This is a genomic window from Dryocola boscaweniae (assembly GCF_025215095.1).
In the GTDB taxonomy this organism is placed as follows: domain Bacteria; phylum Pseudomonadota; class Gammaproteobacteria; order Enterobacterales; family Enterobacteriaceae; genus Dryocola; species Dryocola boscaweniae.
The window spans coordinates 621,091-640,335 of sequence record NZ_JALHAP010000082.1 but is presented as its reverse complement, the minus strand read 5'-3'; the positions used below and the strand labels follow the sequence as shown (position 1 = coordinate 640,335).

19 protein-coding genes and 1 pseudogene are annotated in these 19,245 nt (G+C 52.3%); 10 read left to right on the top strand and 10 right to left on the bottom strand.

The window, feature by feature from the left end:
* The 3 genes from MUA00_RS20415 to MUA00_RS20405 are packed head-to-tail and all read left to right on the top strand — an operon-like array spanning position 1 to position 2,292.
* Positions 1 to 825, top strand: coding sequence for an amino acid ABC transporter ATP-binding protein (locus MUA00_RS20415; RefSeq protein WP_271124814.1), 825 nt, complete (start codon positions 1 to 3; stop codon positions 823 to 825).
* Positions 822 to 1,601, top strand: a complete 780-nt coding sequence (locus MUA00_RS20410) for an amino acid ABC transporter permease (protein ID WP_271124813.1) — start codon at positions 822 to 824, stop codon at positions 1,599 to 1,601. Before MUA00_RS20415 ends, MUA00_RS20410 begins: the two co-directional genes overlap by 4 nt.
* On the top strand, positions 1,591 to 2,292 hold the full coding sequence (locus tag MUA00_RS20405) for an amino acid ABC transporter permease (protein ID WP_271124812.1): 702 nt from the start codon (positions 1,591 to 1,593) through the stop codon (positions 2,290 to 2,292). The genes MUA00_RS20410 and MUA00_RS20405 overlap by 11 nt, the downstream gene beginning before the upstream one ends.
* Here the strand turns inward: MUA00_RS20405 and MUA00_RS20400 are convergent.
* Entirely contained in the window at positions 2,276 to 2,722 is a 447-nt protein-coding gene (locus MUA00_RS20400; RefSeq protein ID WP_271125023.1) for a DUF441 domain-containing protein, read from the bottom strand. The two genes, MUA00_RS20405 and MUA00_RS20400, sit on opposite strands and share 17 nt — an antisense overlap.
* Before the next feature lie 519 nt (positions 2,723 to 3,241).
* Between MUA00_RS20400 and lysM the strand changes: the two genes are divergently transcribed.
* Complete coding sequence (gene lysM, locus MUA00_RS20395) at positions 3,242 to 3,688, top strand: peptidoglycan-binding protein LysM (RefSeq protein ID WP_271124811.1); 447 nt, start codon at positions 3,242 to 3,244, stop codon at positions 3,686 to 3,688.
* Positions 3,689 to 3,726: 38 nt separating this feature from the next.
* Here the strand turns inward: lysM and MUA00_RS20390 are convergent, their stop codons facing one another.
* Together MUA00_RS20390 and yeaG are read right to left on the bottom strand one after the other, a co-directional pair.
* Positions 3,727 to 5,010, bottom strand: coding sequence for a YeaH/YhbH family protein (locus MUA00_RS20390; RefSeq protein WP_271124810.1), 1,284 nt, complete (start codon positions 5,008 to 5,010; stop codon positions 3,727 to 3,729).
* A 189-nt stretch (positions 5,011 to 5,199) separates the two neighbouring features.
* A complete protein-coding gene (yeaG, locus tag MUA00_RS20385; RefSeq protein ID WP_271124809.1) occupies positions 5,200 to 7,134 on the bottom strand; it encodes a protein kinase YeaG in 1,935 nt (644 codons plus the stop codon).
* Between the two features lie 428 nt (positions 7,135 to 7,562).
* Between yeaG and MUA00_RS20380 the strand changes: the two genes are divergently transcribed.
* The gene (locus MUA00_RS20380) at positions 7,563 to 8,309 is read left to right on the top strand and encodes a MipA/OmpV family protein (protein WP_271124808.1); all 747 of its coding nucleotides are present in this window, start codon (positions 7,563 to 7,565) and stop codon (positions 8,307 to 8,309) included.
* Positions 8,310 to 8,355: 46 nt separating this feature from the next.
* Here the strand turns inward: MUA00_RS20380 and MUA00_RS20375 are convergent.
* The 3 genes and pseudogenes from MUA00_RS20375 to gapA form a co-directional block, all read right to left on the bottom strand.
* Positions 8,356 to 8,975 (bottom strand): annotated as a pseudogene (locus tag MUA00_RS20375) (LysE family translocator).
* A gap of 137 nt (positions 8,976 to 9,112) precedes the next feature.
* Positions 9,113 to 10,000, bottom strand: a complete 888-nt coding sequence (locus tag MUA00_RS20370) for a D-hexose-6-phosphate mutarotase (protein ID WP_271124807.1) — start codon at positions 9,998 to 10,000, stop codon at positions 9,113 to 9,115.
* Between the two features lie 86 nt (positions 10,001 to 10,086).
* The gene (gapA, locus tag MUA00_RS20365) at positions 10,087 to 11,082 is read right to left on the bottom strand and encodes a glyceraldehyde-3-phosphate dehydrogenase (protein ID WP_271124806.1); all 996 of its coding nucleotides are present in this window, start codon (positions 11,080 to 11,082) and stop codon (positions 10,087 to 10,089) included.
* A 345-nt stretch (positions 11,083 to 11,427) separates the two neighbouring features.
* Here gapA and msrB point away from each other — a divergent pair, with 345 nt between their 5' ends.
* From msrB to MUA00_RS20350, 3 genes are all read left to right on the top strand, one after another.
* Positions 11,428 to 11,841 (top strand): peptide-methionine (R)-S-oxide reductase MsrB, encoded by a 414-nt coding sequence (gene msrB / locus MUA00_RS20360; protein WP_271124805.1) that lies wholly within the window; start codon positions 11,428 to 11,430, stop codon positions 11,839 to 11,841.
* 43 nt (positions 11,842 to 11,884) lie between these two features.
* Complete coding sequence (locus MUA00_RS20355; protein WP_271125022.1) at positions 11,885 to 12,163, top strand: YeaC family protein; 279 nt, start codon at positions 11,885 to 11,887, stop codon at positions 12,161 to 12,163.
* 145 nt (positions 12,164 to 12,308) lie between these two features.
* Positions 12,309 to 12,515, top strand: coding sequence for a hypothetical protein (locus MUA00_RS20350; protein ID WP_271124804.1), 207 nt, complete (start codon positions 12,309 to 12,311; stop codon positions 12,513 to 12,515).
* Positions 12,516 to 12,518: 3 nt separating this feature from the next.
* On the opposite strand, the gene MUA00_RS20345 is transcribed toward MUA00_RS20350, so the two are convergent.
* From MUA00_RS20345 to sppA, 4 genes are all read right to left on the bottom strand, one after another.
* Complete coding sequence (locus tag MUA00_RS20345; RefSeq protein WP_271124803.1) at positions 12,519 to 13,163, bottom strand: hypothetical protein; 645 nt, start codon at positions 13,161 to 13,163, stop codon at positions 12,519 to 12,521.
* Between the two features lie 467 nt (positions 13,164 to 13,630).
* Positions 13,631 to 14,266 carry a bifunctional nicotinamidase/pyrazinamidase gene (pncA, locus tag MUA00_RS20340; protein WP_271124802.1) on the bottom strand — a complete coding sequence of 212 codons (636 nt, stop codon included), beginning with the start codon at positions 14,264 to 14,266 and terminating at the stop codon, positions 13,631 to 13,633.
* A 9-nt stretch (positions 14,267 to 14,275) separates the two neighbouring features.
* Complete coding sequence (ansA, locus tag MUA00_RS20335) at positions 14,276 to 15,292, bottom strand: asparaginase (protein WP_271124801.1); 1,017 nt, start codon at positions 15,290 to 15,292, stop codon at positions 14,276 to 14,278.
* 93 nt (positions 15,293 to 15,385) lie between these two features.
* The gene (gene sppA / locus MUA00_RS20330) at positions 15,386 to 17,236 is read right to left on the bottom strand and encodes a signal peptide peptidase SppA (protein WP_271124800.1); all 1,851 of its coding nucleotides are present in this window, start codon (positions 17,234 to 17,236) and stop codon (positions 15,386 to 15,388) included.
* 172 nt (positions 17,237 to 17,408) lie between these two features.
* Between sppA and MUA00_RS20325 the strand changes: the two genes are divergently transcribed.
* Positions 17,409 to 17,960: an NAD(P)H nitroreductase gene (locus MUA00_RS20325; RefSeq protein ID WP_271124799.1), complete on the top strand. Its 552-nt coding sequence runs from the start codon at positions 17,409 to 17,411 to the stop codon at positions 17,958 to 17,960.
* Positions 17,961 to 18,200: 240 nt separating this feature from the next.
* A complete protein-coding gene (gene selD / locus MUA00_RS20320) occupies positions 18,201 to 19,244 on the top strand; it encodes a selenide, water dikinase SelD (RefSeq protein ID WP_271124798.1) in 1,044 nt (347 codons plus the stop codon).
* Position 19,245 lies beyond the last annotated feature (1 nt).

Below are 19,245 nucleotides of genomic sequence, written 5' to 3'. Positions count from 1 at the left end.
ATGGTCAGCGGCTTATTAAAACGATCCGCAGCCCAGGCTGCGGATTTTGCACATTTACGGGATGCCAGCGTTGAGTTTCGTCAGGCCGGTAAAAATTACGGCGATAACCAGGTGCTGAAATCGGTCGATCTGAAGGTCAACGCGGGGGAAGTGGTGGCTATCTGCGGGCCGTCAGGCTCCGGCAAATCCACCTTAATCCGCCTGATTAACCAGCTTGAACCCTTAAGCGCGGGCGACATTCTTATTGACGGCAAACCTACACGGAATTTGCAGGGGAAAGCGTTACGCGCCTTGCGCAGCCGCATCGGCTTTGTGTTCCAGCAGTTCAACCTGTATGCGCACCTGACCGCCGAACAGAACATCACGCTTTCGCTGACGCATGTTCACGGCTGGAAACCTGATGAGGCTAAACAGCAGGCGGCAGCTTTGCTTGCGCGTGTGGGGCTTGGCGAAAAAGCACAGCATTTTCCGGCGCAGCTTTCCGGCGGGCAGCAGCAGCGCGTGGCTATCGCCAGAGCGCTGGCCTCTTCGCCGCAGATAATTTTATTCGACGAGCCAACATCCGCGCTCGACCCCGAAATGATTGGCGAAGTGCTGACGGTCATGAAATCTCTTGCCCACAGCGGCATTACGATGATAGTCGTGACGCACGAGATGCAGTTCGCCCGGGAAATTGCCGACCGGGTGGTGTTCATCGACGGCGGGGACATTCTGGAGCAGGCGGCCCCGGCGCAGTTCTTCCGTTCGCCGCAGCATCCCCGGGCGCGGCGCTTTCTGCAAAAAGTGCTCGACCCGCTGCACGCCGGGCTTAAGGACGAACAATGAACTGGCATACCGACTGGGCCGGGGTTTTGTACGGCCAGCCGCTGCAGTGGCTTATTTCCGGGTTTCTGACCACCGTTTGGGTGACAATTGCCGGCATGATGCTGGCGACGGCGCTAACGCTTTTGCTGCTTGGGTTAAGACTGGCTGGAGGGCGCGTCGGGCGCGGAGTGGTCGCCGTCTGGGTCTCGCTTTTCCGTAATACTCCGCTGCTGGTGCAACTGCTGTTCTGGTATTTCGCCGCCTGGAATTTCCTGCCGCAGGCGCTGCGCTGGTTTATCAACGATGAACACAGTTGGTCGATTTTGCCCGGTAACGTCTGGTGGCTGACGCCGGAGTTTTTATCTGCGGCCTGGGGGCTGGGGCTGTTTACCTCGGCGTTTTTGCTCGAAGAGATTCGCAGCGGGTTGCAGGCGGTGCCAGAAGGCCAGGTGGAAGCGGCGCTTTCTCAGGGCTTTTCGGCATGGGCGATATTTCGCTGGATCATGTTGCCGCAGGGGCTGGTGAACGCCTGGCAGCCGGTGGTGGGGCAGTATCTCAATCTGATGAAGCTTTCCTCGCTTGCGACCGGCATCGGTCTTGCGGAGCTTACCTGTCAGGTCAGACAAATCGAAAGCTACAATGCGCATGCGCTGGAAGCTTTTGCCGTGGGCACGGCGCTTTATTTACTGCTGGGATTGATTATGGGCGCACTGTTTACCTGGTTTGGACCACGCCCGTCAAAGCGTACGCGAAAGGCGGCAAAAGCCGCACTAACGGAGATGCAGCATGATAAATAACGTTACGGTGATCACCGATAACCTCGATTATCTGCTCTGGGGACGTATGGCGCAGGGCGAGCCGGGCGGCGTTTTGCTTACGCTGCTGATGGCGGCCGGGGCTGCGGTGCTTGCGCTGGCGGGCGGTGTATTGCTGGCGGGCATCGCCTGGCGATATGGCGGAACGGTCCGCAGGCTGCTGTTTATCTGGGCCGAGCTTATTCGCGGCATTCCGCTGATTTTCGTTATTTTCTGGCTCTATTTTTTGCTGCCCATTATTACCGGCCGCGATTTACCAGGCGCTGTGACCGTAACCTTTGCTTTAGCCTGGTTTACTTCGGCTGCGGTGTTGCACACGACCTATGCTGGTTTACAGGCGTTGCCGGGCGGGCAACGAGAGGCGGCCATGGCAGGGGGTTTTAGCACATGGCAAATGCTGCGCCTGGTGCTGCTGCCGCAGGCGATGCGCAACGTGTTGCCTTCCTACGTGGGGCTGTTTATCGCGCTGCTTAAGGACACATCGCTGGCGTTTATCGTCAACGTACCGGAACTGACCACGGTGGCAGGACAGGTGAACAGCCGGGTACAGGTTTATCCGACGGCAATCTTTATCTTTACCGGGCTGGTTTATTACCTGCTGTGCAGCAGCCTGGGCTGGCTGGTGACGCGCAGGCCACGCGGACGTGGACGTAGCGCTACTGCTTACCAATAACCAGCGACACCAGCCCGGCGGCAATCAGCGGGCCTACCGGCACCCCGCGGAACAGGGCCACGCCGAGCACGGTGCCGACCAGCAAACCGGCCACAAGGCCTGGCTGGCTGCTCATTAGCGTTACGCCACGGCCGCCGAGCCAGGAGACGAAAACGCCCACGGCAATCGCTACCAGCGATTTCCAGTTGGTAAAGGAGTGCAGCAGAGAGCTGGCGGGCAGGGTGCCGCTGGCAATCGGGGCCATCACGCCAATGGTCAGGATAATGATGCCTACCGTCAGCCCTTGCTTTTCAATCCACGGGAAGAACTGGCTGAGCGGAGTCACCCGCACAATGATAAGCACCAGTATCGACACCGCGACGGTGGTGTTATGGCTGACAAAACCCAGGCCGGCGAGCGCCAGCAGAACAAGCAACGTTGAGTCAAAGATCATAGCGTTTCCGATTTTTTATATGCGGGCGGCCCAAAGCGCCGCGTTGGGTGGCATACAAATTTAAAGTTGTTGGATAAACAGCCGATATCATCATGCTGCAATATAAAGCTGGTATTTATAAATATCACGCGCTGAGGCCCGCAAATTTGCGCTCGATAACCTGAGAGTGAGATGGACGATCCAACGTTTTACGAAGTGATAGCTATCACCGGAACCTTTCTGGTGATTGTCTCAGCGCTCGTTGTGCTGGTGTTATTCCTCGACGGACGCTGGTGACAACAGCCTGTCCACGATATAACAGCTCGACAAGCTAATGATGAACATTTTCAACTTTGTTTACTTCCGCGCTCATATCACACCTTTTTTAGAAAATTCGCCTGCCTGTGTTTATCACTAAAGTTTGCCCCCTGCAAAAACGCCGGTGAGGCGGAACGCATTCAGGCAGGCAATTCCTCTGCTAAACTTGATTGTTGTTAGCTTTCTTTACTCTGTAATTAATTATCAGCAGGAGGACCTATGGGTTTGATCAGCTTTGTTAAAGAAGCAGGCGAGAAAATACTGCATGCGGTTACCGGCACGGCGCACGCAGCCGATCAAAATGAGCTCCTTAAAGAGCACCTGAAGAAAACCGGCATACCGGATGCGGATAAAGTCGATGTGAAAGTTGCAGACGGTAAAGCAGTCGTGACCGGGGAAGGACTAAGTCAGGAAGCAAAAGAGAAAATCCTGATCGCCGTGGGTAACGTTGAGGGTATTGCCGACGTTGAAGATAACGTGAAGGTGAAAGAGGCGGCGGAAGAAAGCCAGTATTACACCGTGAAGTCAGGCGACACCCTGAGCGCTATCTCTAAGCAGGTTTACGGCGATGCAAACCAGTACAACAAGATCTTCGAGGCCAACAAGCCGATGCTCAAAAGCCCGGATAAAATCTATCCCGGACAGGTGCTGAGGGTGCCGAAATAATAAATAAAAAACCCACCGTTCGGTGGGTTTTTCAATATTTAATTGTAAGAGTCACTGGTTTGCTTATGGAAAAGCTCCCGGAAGACAGGATAAATATCGTCCTGATCGCGGATGTGTTGCATGGCGAAGTTATCAAATGTTGCCTGCAGGTTTTCGTATTCACGCCAAAGCGTTTGATGCGCGCGGCGGGTAATTTCGATGTAGCTGTAATAACGCACCACCGGCAGCAGTTTTTTCGCCAGCAGCTCATGGCACAGCGGCGAGTCATCGGCCCAGTTATCGCCGTCCGAGGCCTGTGCGGCGTAGATGTTCCACTGTGTTGGGTCGTACCTTTCTTTCACGACTTCGTCCATCAGCTTCAACGCGCTCGACACAATAGTGCCGCCGGTTTCCTGCGAATAGAAGAATTCATGCTCGTCGACTTCTTTCGCCTGGGTGTGATGGCGGATGTAAACGACCTCCACGTTTTTATAGGTTCTGCTCAGGAAGAGGTAAAGCAGAATGTAAAAACGCTTCGCCATGTCTTTGGTGGCCTGGTCCATAGAGCCGGACACATCCATCAGACAGAACATTACGGCCTGGCTTGAAGGCTCGGCACGTTTTTCATAGTTTTTGTAGCGCAAATCGAACGTATCGATAAACGGCACGCGGGCGATTTTCTCGCGCAGCTCCGCTATCTCTTTGCGCAGACGTTCCTCCTCCAGCAGTTGCGCAGGTTCGCTTTTGCTGACGGTTTCAAGGCTGTCTTCCAGCTCATGCAACTGACGGCGTTTCCCGGCAGTCATCGCCGTACGTCGCGCCAGAGAGTTTTGCAGCGAGCGCACCACGGCAATGTTCGCAGGCACGCCGTTAGAGGTATAACCCGCGCGGTGAGTTTTAAACTCGTTGAGCTGCCGCTGCTGATTTTTCTTCAGATTCGGCAGCGCAAGGTCTTCAAACAGCAGATCGAGATATTCATCTTTGGAGATCTGGAAGACGAATTCGTCCTGACCTTCACCGTCCGGGCTTGCCTGACCTTGCCCGCCACCAGAACCACCGCCGCCGCCCTGCGGGCGCTCGATGCGGTCGTTCTGCACAAAATGATCGTTTCCGGGATGCACGCGATGGCGCAGGCCGCCGCGGCCCTGATGAAACATCGGTTCGCTGATATCTTCACTTGGGATGGAGACGGACTCACCGCTATCTACATCGGTTACCGAACGCTTGTTGATGGCCTCGGAAATCGACTGTTTGATTTGAGCCTTATAACGGCGCAAGAAGCGCTGGCGGTTAACCGCGCTCTTGTTTTTGCCGTTCAGTCGCCTGTCAATAAAATAGGCCATAGTTCCCCCAAACTTCTTTGCCAACTGCGCAGGGCGGCACGGTTGTGGCGCCCATTTGTGACTTATGCCCTCATACTTCAGGCTGTGGCGGTGTCGGCGGCGCTTACTCATCCCAGTCGCTTACTGATTAAACTACCGATGAGCTTCCTTGCCGCCTGGCCACAACGCGAATTTTTCAGGGTACAGACGTTATGAAGATTTGCGCACCCGCAGATACCATTCGCACAGCAGGCGAACCTGTTTGCGGGTGTAGCCTTTCTCCATCATGCGATCGACAAAGTCATCGTGTTTTTTCTGCTCGTCGGTCGAGGTTTTGGCGTTGAATGAGATAACGGGCAGCAGCTCTTCGGTATTCGAGAACATTTTCTTCTCAATTACCGTGCGCAGCTTCTCGTAGCTGGTCCAGTTAGGATTACGTCCGTTATTGTTAGCGCGGGCACGCAGTACGAAGTTGACGATTTCATTACGGAAATCTTTCGGGTTGCTGATGCCTGCCGGTTTTTCAATTTTTTCCAGTTCCGCATTCAGGGATTCGCGGTCAAACAGTTGGCCGGTATCCGGGTCGCGGTATTCCTGATCCTGAATCCAGAAGTCAGCATAGGTGACATAACGGTCGAAAATGTTCTGTCCGTATTCTGAGTAGGATTCGAGATACGCCGTCTGAATTTCTTTACCGATAAATTCAGCGTATTTCGGGATCAGGTAGCCTTTCAGGTGTTCCAGATATTTCTCCGCCAGATCCTGCGGGAACTGCTCGCGTTCTATCTGTTGCTCAAGCACATAGAACAGATGTACCGGGTTTGCCGCCACTTCGACATGGTCGAAGTTGAACACCCGCGAGAGGATTTTGAACGCAAAACGCGTCGACAGGCCGTTCATGCCTTCATCTACCCCGGCGTAGTCGCGATATTCCTGATACGACTTCGCTTTCGGATCGGTATCTTTCAGGCTCTCGCCATCGTACACCCGCATTTTGGAATAAATGCTGGAGTTTTCAGGCTCTTTCAGGCGCGAAAGGATCGAGAAGCGCGAAAGCGTTTCCAGCGTGCCCGGTGCGCAAGGCGCGTGAGAAAGCTCGCTGTGATTAAGCAGCTTCTCGTAGATTTTGATCTCTTCGGAAATCCGCAGGCAATAAGGCACTTTGACGATGTAAACACGGTCAAGGAACGCCTCGTTGTTTTTGTTATTACGGAAGGTCACCCATTCAGATTCGTTGGAGTGCGCAAGAATTATGCCGTTAAACGGCAGGGCGGAGATGCCTTCTGTGCCGTTATAGTTCCCTTCCTGGGTTGCGGTCAGCAACGGGTGGAGGACTTTAATCGGCGCCTTAAACATCTCAACGAATTCCATGATGCCCTGGTTTGCGCGGCACAGCGCGCCGGAATAGCCATAGGCATCAGGATCGTTTTGCGCGTGGTTTTCCAGTTTGCGGATATCCACTTTACCGACCAGCGCTGATATATCCTGGTTGTTCTCATCGCCCGGTTCGGTTTTGGCGATGGCAATCTGCGCCAGAATCGATGGCCAGACTTTTACCACGCGGAATTTAGTGATATCGCCGCCAAACTCATGCAGACGTTTTGCCGCCCACGGCGACATAATCGTACCGAGATAACGGTTAGGAACGCCGTACTCTTTTTCAAGAATTGAGGCGTCTTCCTGAGGATTGAACAGGCACAGCGGATGATCGTTTACCGGGCTGCGTTCGCCGTTGGCGCTCAGGGTATAAATCGGCACGCGTTGCATCAGCGCTTTCAGACGCTCTGCCAGCGAGGATTTACCGCCGCCGACTGGCCCCAGCAAATACAGAATTTGCTTCTTCTCTTCAAGGCCTTGAGCCGCATGTTTCAGGTAGGAAACAATTTGCTCAATGGCTTCTTCCATACCATAAAACTCTTCAAACGCCGGATAACGGGAAATCACCCGGTTCGAAAAGAGACGGGACAGCCGTGGCTCTGTAGCAGTATCCACCATCACTGGCTCACCAATGGCCATCAATAGCCGTTCTGCCGCATTGGCATAGGCACTGCGATCTTGCTTACAGATGGCAAGAAATTCCTGCAGTGTGAACTCTTCGTCCTTGGCAGCTTCATAGCGCTGGCGATAGTGATCGAATATATTCATGGCATGCCGTCCTTTCGTTTTTTTAGCACAGGTTAGAGAGCCGAAGGTAATAGTAATGGGGGGCTCCCGGAAGACGTATTCTGAGTACAGCAACCCTTATGCCAACTTATCTGTCGTGGTGCTTTCGGTACTGCCGTCAGAGTAATTCACCTTCTTAAAATAAAGCGTAGATGGCATTTGCAAAACTTGCATACGGCCGCAGGCCAATTTCAATGACATATCAATAACTCATCCAAATATTTCTTCTTTTGGCGTAAAGCGCCGCCGTCGGGATCATCAAGCCGTCATGAAAGTGAAAAGAGAGTGAAATCCGTTTCTGACAGGCTGATTGATTGGTAAGTGTTTTTGATTTGTAAAAAATTTGGGAGAAAAGGGTGGCGCGGTTACACTTGCTCCGCTGATTATTTGGTTAAAGGACATAATGGATTGTGAGCAAATTCAAAATTCTGGCATTAGGGGCGTTAATTGCCTCATCTTTTCCGGTAGCACATGCCGAAGGCCCCTGGTCGCTGGGAGCGGCAGCGCTGGTCACCCCCAACCCGTATAAGGGTAATCAGGACCGCGTTTACCCGATTCCGATGATTGGCTATGAGGGCGACGATTTCTATCTGCGTGGCTTCAACGCGGGCTATTACTTGTGGAATGATAAAACCGATAAGCTTTCTGCGGTAATTTACTATTCGCCCCTGCACTTCAAACCGAAGGACAGCGACTACAGCAGCATGCGCTCGCTGGATAGCCGTAAATCCACGCTGATGGGCGGTCTGTCTTATGTACATAACACGGATTACGGTTTCCTGCGTACTGTGCTTGCCGGCGACATGCTGGGCAACAGCGACGGCATCACCTGGGACACCGCATGGCTGTATCGCTATAACGCCGACCGCCTGACCCTGACGCCGGGTATCGGGGTGGTCTGGAACAGCGAAAATCAAAACGAGTACTACTACGGCATCAGTAAGAAGGAGTCTGCACGCAGCGGCCTGAGTTCTTACGATCCGGAAGATAGCTGGTCGCCGTATGTTGAACTGTCGGTGAGCTACAAACTGACCGATGACTGGAGCGTATTCGGCATGGGACGTTATGTCCGCCTTGCGGACGAAGTAACGGACAGCCCGATGATCGACAAACAGTGGACTGGCGTTTTGCTGACTGGCGTAACCTACAGTTTCTAATGGCGCAATTTGTGCATCCATAGAAGGGGCGCTTGCGCCCCTTTATTTATCGATGGCTTAATGCCAGCTTCGCAGCAAATATCATGAAAAAACCGCCTGTAAGACGGTCCATCCATTTTATAAACGTGGGGATTTTAAATAATCCGGCAGTGTAGCGGGTGGCTGTTATTAATGTTAAAGACCAGGCTGTGCCGATAAACACATGGATAGACACAAGCAGGAACGTCCAGCATATCGGTGAGTGCCCGGCGGGTATAAACTGAGGCAGAAAAGAGACGTAAAATACGCCCATTTTAGGATTTAAAACATTGCCGAGCATTCCCCTTAAAAACCAGTTGCCTGTTGATGGACCCTTCGTCTGTGTGACATCAAATGCCTGACGTGGCCTGATAATTAACTGAATTCCCAACCAACACAAATAACCCGCACCGCACCACTTAAGGATGCTATAAGCCATTTCAGAAGCAGCCAGCAATGCGCCCAGACCCAATGCAACCAGCCCTCCCCAAATAAAGCAGCCGGCATCAATACCGAGAGCGGCGTGGAAAGCTTTTTTCCCACCTTCAACTGTTGCTGTACGCAAAATAAGCGCGGTATCAAGACCTGGGGTAAGGGTTAAAGTATTGCGGCGAGGGAATAAGCGAGAAGTGAATCCGCGACAGACATTTTCTATCTCCGAAAGAGCGGAGTTTACTGAAGAGCCTGCTTCAACTCAATTGAAGACTTTTCACGTCAATGTGGTCATTTAAGCTTTATTAAAAGGCGTTCCCGGCACCTGGCCGCAAAACGCCTTTAGCTATGGTTTAGTTTTTCTTAGCCACGCGCAGGGTTGCTGCCAGGCGCGCTGGTTTGTCAGTGCTGGCTTTCTGTGGCGCGCTCACGCAAGCCGTTTCCACGCAAACAAAGGTTTTGTAGCCGTCATCCGGCATATCAGCCATTGATACAGACAGCGCCGGGCCCGGGTTCCAGCCCACCACGTTGCTGTGATGCTGATGCAGCACGTCGATAGTGCGCTTCAGGTTGGCATCATGGATGACGCTGCGCTCTTCCGCCGCCAGGTAAACACGGTCGGTGCGGTCCGGGAAGGTTTGCACGCCATCGGCTAATTCACCTTTTTCGCCGCCGAGAACTTTGTCGATATACGCTTTGCCAAGGCCGCTCACTTTCACATCGGCAATGTCGCCCACGTTGAAATAGGTATGCAGAGCGCTGGTGCATTCAAATTCGCCGTGTGCTTCCAGCTCCATTTCACAGGTTTCACCCAGCTTGTAGCGCGCGTACAGAGTGAAATCGTGGGGCCAGAATTTACGGCTTTCATCGCTGCTTTTCAGTTCGAACGTCAGCGAAACGCCGTTAGCGTCTTCGTCATGAGCGCTTAGCGTCCACGGCAGATTACGTGCGAAGCCGTGCGCGGGCAGATCTTTATCCTCAGCCGGGCCAAACCATGGCCAGCAGACTGGCACGCCGCCACGCAACGCTTTGCCGTCTTTAAACGGCGTGTTGTTGCTCAGCCACAGGACTTCATCTTCTCCAGCCGGTTTCCAGGAAAGCAAATGTGCGCCCTGTAAGGTCAGGGACGCGCGAACCTGCGGGTGGTCGACGACAATCACTTCCAGTTCATCAAGCTGACGACGGGAGATGACGGGGGTGATTTGTTCAATAACCGGAAGGGCAAAAATTTTAGTAATCATTGACTCAACCTTTCTATCGAATGCATGAATGCGAAAAAAAAAGGCGACCGCATGGTCGCCCTTATGGATTAACTGCTCATCTCAACTTATTTGGAGATGTGTGCAATCAGGTCCAGTACTTTATTTGAGTAGCCAGTTTCGTTGTCGTACCAGGAAACCAGTTTCACGAAGTTGTCGTTCAGTGCGATACCAGCTTTAGCATCGAACACGGAAGTACAAACTTCGCCGTTGAAATCGGTAGATACAACGTCGTCTTCGGTGTAACCCAGAACGCCTTTCATTGCGCCTTCAGAAGCCGCTTTGATTGCTTTCTTGATTTCTTCGTAAGACGCTGCTTTTTCCAGACGAACAGTCAGGTCAACAACGGATACGTTTGGCGTTGGAACGCGGAACGCCATACCAGTCAGTTTGCCGTTCAGCTCTGGCAGTACAATGCCTACAGCTTTAGCAGCACCGGTAGAAGAAGGGATGATGTTCTGAGCAGCGCCACGGCCGCCGCGCCAGTCTTTGTGAGACGGGCCATCAACGGTTTTCTGAGTAGCGGTGGTAGCGTGAACGGTGGTCATCAGGCCTTCAACGATACCGAAGTTGTCGTTGATAACTTTAGCCAGCGGAGCCAGGCAGTTGGTGGTGCAGGATGCGTTAGAAACGATGTCCTGGCCTGCGTATTTTTCAAAGTTAGCACCGCGAACGAACATTGGGGTGTTGTCTTTGGAAGGACCAGTCAGAACGACTTTTTTCGCGCCAGCGGTGATGTGCTTACGAGCGGTTTCGTCGGTCAGGAAGATACCGGTAGCTTCAGCAACAACGTCAACGCCGATTTCGTTCCATTTCAGGTTAGCCGGATCTTTTTCAGCAGTAACACGGATGGTTTTGCCGTTAACAACCAGGTGGCCATCTTTCACTTCAACGGTACCGTTGAAACGACCGTGAGTGGAGTCATACTTCAGCATGTATGCCATGTATTCTGCGTCTAACAGATCGTTGATACCAACGATTTCAATGTCAGAACGTTCCTGAGCAGCACGGAAAACAATGCGACCGATACGGCCAAAACCGTTGATACCTACTTTGATAGTCATATATTCCACCAGCTATTTGTTAGTGAATAAAAGGTTGGCTGTAAAATTACAAAAACCTTACGCAGCGTCAAGCGGAATCGTGTCAATCATTGCGACAAATCAATCCTGTGGACATCAATCGTACGATAAAACCGCTTCACGTTTCCCTTTTGGCTTTTGACCATATGGGGATGGTTCGTGGAATTTTAAAGGGCAAACTCAACAAGAATGTGACATGAGTCACAATTAATGCCGCGCCAGAAATTCAGGGCTAAGTTTAGAACAAAAAGCTGCGCGACGTTGTTAATTTTTTGTTAGAATCATGCTGTTATCAGTCACTGCAGTTATTGCCCGAGACGTACGCATATGGCTAACCAATTACCCCCTGATTCAGCAAAAAAAAATCTTAATGAGATGCAGTTTTACGTTACCCAGCAACACGGCACCGAGCCGCCGTTTTCGGGACGTCTGCTGCATCACAAGCGTGACGGCGTCTATCACTGCCTGGTCTGCGATGCCCCCCTGTTTATGTCTGAAACCAAATATGACTCCGGCTGCGGCTGGCCGAGCTTTTACGAGCCGGTAAGCGACACGGCCATCCGCTACATAAAAGATTTCTCACACGGCATGGAACGGGTAGAGATCCGCTGTGGCAACTGCGAAGCGCATCTGGGACACGTTTTTCCGGACGGCCCGCAGCCTACAGGCGAACGTTACTGCGTGAATTCCGCGTCGTTAAGCTTCACCGATGAGGAAAACGGCGAGCAAACGAAAGGGTGAAAAATCGATTCAGCAAATTATTCCACAGGAAGCAAGCCGCATGATGAATCTGGATGAAATGTTGGCCGTGATGACGCCTGAAATTTATCAGCGTCTGGTGACCGCGGTTGAATTAGGAAAATGGCCGGACGGCGTGGCGCTGACGCCTGAGCAAAAAGAAAACAGCCTGCAACTGGTGATGATGTGGCAGACGCGTCATAACGTGGATGCGCAGCATATGACCATCGGCACCGACGGCAACATCGTAATGAAGAGTAAGCAGCAGTTGAAAGCGGAATTCGGCATCGAACCCGCGCCGATTGTGACGATGAAAATTCAGTGAAATGAAGAGGCGGCGGGTTATGCCGCCCTACGGGCTTTTATTGCTAACAAGCTTCCAGGCCAACAATTACATAAGATGCAGCGATGGTTGTTTTTTTTATTTACTTCTTTAATATTTTGGAAACATTAAAGCACGGATGAAGCAAATGAAAATATCAATATGGAAAGTATTAGCTGTTCTGTTCGGGATTTTGGCTATTAGTTCTGCCGTAGAAAATATTTTTGTTGCCTATTTTTATATATCAGAAAACGTTCCTTTTAAAAGCGATATTGCTTATGTTTCTGGAAAAATCACGTTCTCAGTTGTCATGTTTATTTTGGCTTTTTTCTCTTTTAAACAATCAAAAAAATAAATATTACATTTCTTCTCCGTTAAAGAAGTAATCACAAACGGCATTAAACTCAGTTGGGTTTCTGTCGTGCAATAAACAAGCCTCCTCGAAAGTTTTAATTCTGTCTTCTACCAAAAAGTAAAACAGATCTAAGTTTGTTCTCCTTAATTTATAATATAGCGTCGGGTATCTCTCTTCGAGCCTCCTTGCCGTGTAGATTGCTCTGGTTGTCTCAGATCCCAGCGTGAGAATAGAGCCAATCGTTCCACCGACTATCAGCGATGTCGTAAATCTGGAGGATATGGCTCGGCCTAAACTAATTCCTGTAAGGTTAGAAAATGTTACTTTTCCTGCCGTACTTCCTGCAAGAATAACCGCTGTATTTCTGATCCTTTCAATATTTACATAAGAAGCGAAATCATTAACTACAATATCAACTATTTTTTCTATTGAATTTCTCAACGATATGCCGCCTTTAAGCATTTCTGCTATTCTTACCCTGTCGTTGAAGTTTGCCGTTCGATTTGAACTATCAATGAAATCATATGCTATATATGTAACCCCAACGGGAAATGATAGCAGACCTTTTATATACGATGCTAAAAAATAGTCATCTTCCATATTCATGGTTTTCAACATTTTTTTTGCCAGTTTTTTTGCATTATCCATAACGTATGTCCATTCTCTTGATAAAGCACATCATGATATACCGCCCACTAGGAGGTAATTAAAACGGAACTCTGCGAATATAATTTTTAGGAAAAATGAACAAGTATTTGTCCTAAATTAATCAGCGTATGGGCGCTATGTTCTGGCGTATTGGTTGTCATTTTCTCCTGTGTTGCCTTTTGCTTGCGTATCGGGTTGCTGGCAACCAGCGGCAAATGACAACTGATACAGTAAGCACTATCGGTTCAGTCAGCGTCAGCAAAGGGGGAACAAAGGCCATTTAATGAAATAGTTAATTAAATGGCTAACTTAGGTAGCGGCTGAAGGGGTTTACCGTTCCCCACAGGGCCCGGATAGCGAATAAATATGGTTACTATGAGAGCGCTCTCAACAAAAGGTGAGCAAAAAAGTGCAGAACGTGAGCGGAACCGGGACAAGAGAGCGGGGCGCGGATGCACCCCAAAGCATTACTGGCAGGAAAAATCGGCAAGCGTCATCAGCAGAGCGCCCGCCGCAGACATATCCTGAAAAGCCAGCAGGCTGTCTTGCGGATTGATGTTAACGCCGCGGCAGCCGTCGGTAATAACCGTAACCTCATAACCCAGCTTCAGCGCATCCAGCACGCTAAACTTCACGCAGTAATCGGTGGCAAGACCCAGCACGATCAGTTCGGTTATCCCGCGTTCACGCAGCCAGGCGTCCAGCTCCGTTTTCTGACGATGTCCGTTGTCGAAAAAGGCGCTGTAACTGTCGATAGCCGGGTTTTCACCTTTAGGAAATACGGCATCAATATCCTTTGTATTGAGCAAAGGGTGAAAGGCCGCGCCCTCGGTATTTTGCACGCAGTGAGAAGGCCACCAGATCTGCGGCAGGCCGTCTAGTTCACCCAGCGTATAAGGCTCGGTAACCTGTACGCTGGCAAAGCTGCCGTGATGAGCAGGATGCCAGTCCTGCGAGGCAACAATCGCGTCGCCGCGCGCCTTACAGCGGCTTATCAACTCATTGGCCACGTCAATTGTGCTGTCGCCTTCTGGCACCGCCAGTGCGCCGCCAGCGCAGAAATCGTTCTGCAAATCGACCAGTAGTAATGCACGCTTAGTCATCGGCTCTCCTTACTCATCAGGCGTTAATTCACCACGCAGATTTCGCGACATCGCATCGCGAATAGCCTGCGCATCCAGACCCTGGCTTAGCAGATAATGCAGTTTGGTCAGCGTCGCTTCAACAGTCATATCATAGCCGCCGATCACGCCCGCCTGCGCAAGCGCATTACCTGTAGCGTAGCCGCCCATATTTACTTTTCCGGACATGCATTGGGTGAGATTCACCACCACAATACCGCGTGAGCAGGCTTCCTGAAGCTCCCGCAGGAACGCGCCGTGCTGCGGTGCGTTACCCACGCCATAGGAGCGCAGAATCAGCGCTTTGACCGGCTGACGCAGAAAGTTTCCAACCACATCCGCAGAGATGCCCGGATAAATAGTCACCACGCCAATCGGCTGCGGCGTAATTGGGTGAACGATCAGTTCACCTTCGCCGTGCGGCGCGGCTGGCGTATTCAGGCGACGAATGTGAATTCCCGCCTCGAGCAGCGGCGGCAGATTAGGAGAAGCGAAAGCGTCAAAACCATCGGCATGCGCTTTGGTGGTACGGTTGCCGCGATACAGGCGATTGTTGAAGAACAAGGTGACTTCGTTGACGGGGAAATTCGCTGCCACGTACAGCGAGTTCAGCAGATTGATTTGTCCATCAGAGCGCAGTTCGGCAAGTGGGATTTGCGAACCTGTCACAATCACCGGTTTGCTGAGATTTTCCAGCATAAACGACAGCGCCGAGGCGGTGAACGCCATGGTATCCGTGCCGTGCAGAATGACAAAACCGTCGTATTCATCGTAATGCGCTTTGATGTCATCGGCGATGTGCTGCCAGTCTTCTGGCGTCATGTCCGACGAGTCCATCAGCGGCTGGTATTCGTGAATAGTGAAGTCCGGCATCTCCTGGCGATGGAACTCAGGCATCAGCGCCAACTGGCGTTGCAGGTGGCCGGAAACGGGAATATAGCCATGTTCAGAACGTTGCATACCGATGGTGCCGCCGGTATAGGCAACGTAGATGGATTTTTTTTGCATGAGAGAGCTCGGGACGTTTTACGTTATGGGGCGCAGTATAGAGGCGTGAGGGAAAAAAATCAGCCCGGCGGCGACACCGGGCTGAAGGCTGAGTTATCGCACGTCGCCGCACGTCAGGCAGAAGGCGTAACGGTTTTGCGGATCGTTCATGGTGCCAAACTTATCGTTCTGCGCCTTTACGGCAAGCGCCGCGTCAGCAAGCGGGGCAGGCAGATAAGCCTGAAGCGCCTGCGGCAGAATGGCACGTACAGAACCGCTCATGCTGTTAAACACCATGTCGACGAAGCTCGGATCGTCCTGCCAGAAGTCAAGATGCCAGCTGGAAAGCTTCGCAAGTTCGGCGGCTTTTGCCACCGCATCGTCGAAATCACCGAGGCTATCCACCAGGCCGTTAGCTTTCGCATCCTGGCCGGTCCACACATGGCCCTGCGCGATTTGATCGATTTGCTCCGGCGTTTTCTTGCGGGATTGGGCAACCAGATCGATAAAGCGTTTGTAGCCGTTTTCGATAGTCAACTGCATCATCTGCTGTACTTCCGGCGGCAGCGATTTTGTCACAGCCACGTCCGCCAGAGGCGAAGTCGACACGCCATCGGTATGTACGCCGAGATAATCGAGCGAGTTTTCAACGGTATTGATAACGCCGAAGATACCGATTGAACCCGTGAGCGTGCTCGGGTTAGCGACGATATAGTTTGCCGGAGTGGAGATCCAGTAGCCGCCGGATGCCGCCATGCCGCCCATCGAAACCACGATTGGTTTGCCTGCCGCTTTCGCCGCGGCCAGTTCCTCGCGGATGGTTTCCGAAGCCGTTACGCTGCCGCCAGGGCTATTCACGCGCAGGACGATAGCTTTGACTTTCGGGTCCAGACGCGCTTCGCGGATTTGCATCGCGGTGGTATCGCCGCCCACTTGTCCCGGTGTTTCCTCGCCGTCCATGATGGCGCCGTTAGCGAAGATAACCGCAATAGCGCCGCCTTTTTCAGGGGCTTTTTTCACCTGATAGTCGTACATGCTGGTGTAGCTAAAGTCTTTGTTCTCTTTGCTCCAGCCAAACTGTTTGATAAGCGCTTTATCGACCGTGGCGCTGGTGGCCAGCTCATCAACCAGTTTGTTGTCCAGCGCGTATTTTGCGGTATCGCCGCCTAACTTTTGCAGATTATCAAGCAACGCCTGCGCGCCCGGGAATACCTGCTCAGAGGCGATCTGGCGGTTCGCGGCAATAGTACCGAGATAGTTTTGCCACAGTTCGCCAATCCAGCGGCTGTCCGCTTCACGCGCGGCCGGCGACATATCGTCGCGGATAAAAGGCTCAACGGCCGATTTATAAGTGCCGACGCGGAAGATGTGCGTGGAGACTTTCAGCTTATCAAGCAGCGTTTTGTAGTAGAGCGAGTTGGTGGCGAAACCGTGCAGATCCACCATTCCCTGCGGAGAAAGCCAGATTTTATTGGCGAAGCTCGCGAGATAATACTGGCCCTGGTTGTAGCTATCGCCCATGGCGTAAACCGGCTTGCCGCTGTCGCGGAATTCGCGCAGCGCTTTCCCGATGTACTGCATGGAAGGCTGATCGGCTCCGGCGAACTCTTTCAGATCCAGAACAATGCCGGTGATATTGCGATCGTCTTTCGCCTGGCGAATCGCGTCGACAATATCAAACAGGGAGTTTTCCTGCAGGCGGTCGGAGCTTGCGCCCAAAAGCTGGCGGCCAATGACCCCAAGCTTATTGCTCACCGACGGCTTATCCACCACGACGCCCGTGATATCAAGCAGCAACGCGCCGCGGGCAGGTTCAGAAGAGGTGCTGCTAATCTGCAGCCAGACTCCCACGCCCACCAGAATCAGCAGAATCAGGAACAGATTGAGAATGAATTCTCGAATGAAATTAAGCAGACGCCAGGTCCACTTAAAAAAACCGGCAATAAATCGCCAAATGGTACGCATGTCTTCTCCGTAACCGTCAAAATCGCAAGCTGCCGCACGAAACCACAGCGAAAGTGAACGCTATCCTAAATAGGCCCAGGGCAAAAGTCAGCAGGAAATCGGCCCTGTGCTGTAACAAAAACCTATGCTGTGTTAATTTCGTGAATAAAAATCATTAACGGGAGTTATTAATATGGATGCACTCGAACTGCTGCTTAACCGTCGTAGCGCTTCACGTCTGGCCGAACCGGCGCCTGCCGGCGACGCGCTGGAAAACATTATTCGTGCTGGCATGCGCGCGCCGGATCACGGCACCTTGCAGCCGTGGCGCTTCATTGTCATCGAAGGTGAAGGACGTGAGCGCTTCAGTAAGGTGCTGGAAAAAGCCGCAATTGCTGAAGAGCTGGACGAAAAAGGCATCGAAAAAGCGCGCACCGCGCCGTTCCGCGCCCCGATGATTATCGCCGTTGTGGCGTATTGCGATGATAACCATAAAGTTCCGGTCTGGGAGCAGGTGGTTTCAGCGGGTTGCGCAGTCATGGCCATGCAAATGGCGGCGGTTGCCCAAGGGTTTAACGGCATCTGGCGTAGCGGAATCTGGACCGAAAGTGAAGCCGTACGCGAAGCGCTGCAATGCCGCGAGCAGGATGAAGTTGTTGGTTTCCTTTACCTTGGTACGCCGCAACTGAAAGCTTCAACCACCATAACGGTTCCTGATACCGCGCCATTTGTGCGTCATTTCTGAACAAACGCCGCAAAGCTGTCTGGATTGTGAGCGAAAGCAGCGCAATTCAGACTCGCACACTTACCCCCCTGCCATTTGAGCGCTAACATATGCTCGTCATACTTCAAGCTGCAGGGGTGTTGGCTGCACTCACTCACCTCAGTCACTTACTTTAGTAAGCTCCTGAGGACGAGCTCCCTTGCCGCCTACCTGCAACTCGAATTATTTAGAGCATTAAAAGCCCAATGACAGGAGTAGTCCATGAGTGAGCAAACCGTTCGTTTAACGCAATACAGCCACGGCGCCGGCTGCGGCTGTAAAATTTCCCCCAAAGTGCTGCAAACCATTCTGCACTCGGAGCAGGCGAAGTTTGTCGACCCAAACCTGCTGGTGGGGAACGAAACCAGCGATGACGCGGCGGTTTACGATCTGGGCAACGGCACCTGTGTCGTCAGCACCACGGATTTCTTCATGCCGATTGTCGACGACCCGTTCGATTTTGGCCGCATCGCGGCAACTAACGCCATCAGCGATATCTACGCCATGGGCGGCAAACCGATTATGGCGATTGCCATTCTGGGCTGGCCAATTAATACCCTTGCCCCGGAAATTGCCCGTAAAGTTATTGAAGGCGGGCGCTTTGTCTGCCAGCAGGCGGGTATTTCCCTTGCAGGCGGCCACTCTATCGACGCGCCAGAACCTATTTTCGGTCTTGCCGTGACCGGCATCGTGCCGACCGAGCGCGTAAAGAAAAACAGCTCGGCGCAGGCGGGCTGCAAACTCTATCTGACCAAACCTCTTGGCATTGGCGTACTGACTACCGCTGAGAAAAAATCTCTCTTAAAACCCGAACATTTTGGCCTGGCGGCAAAAGTCATGTGCCAGCTCAATAAGCCCGGTGCGGAATTTGCCGCTATTGAAGGCGTAACCGCCATGACGGACGTCACCGGTTTCGGCCTGCTGGGGCACCTTAGCGAGATGTGCCAGGGCGCAGGCGTTCAGGCGGAAGTGTGGTTCGATAAAGTGCCTAAACTGCCGGATGTTGAAGAATACATCGCTAAAGGCTGCGTGCCCGGCGGTACAGGGCGCAACTTTGCCAGCTATGGCCATCTGATGGGCGAAATGTCCGATGCGCACCGCGATTTGCTGTGCGATCCGCAAACCTCCGGCGGCCTGCTGATAGCGGTTCGCGCTGATGCAGAGCAGGAAGTTGCAGCCGTAGCGGAAAAAAATGGCATCAAGCTGACCGCCATCGGCGAATTGAAATCCGCCCGCGCAGGCCGACCGATGATTGAGATTAGCTGAT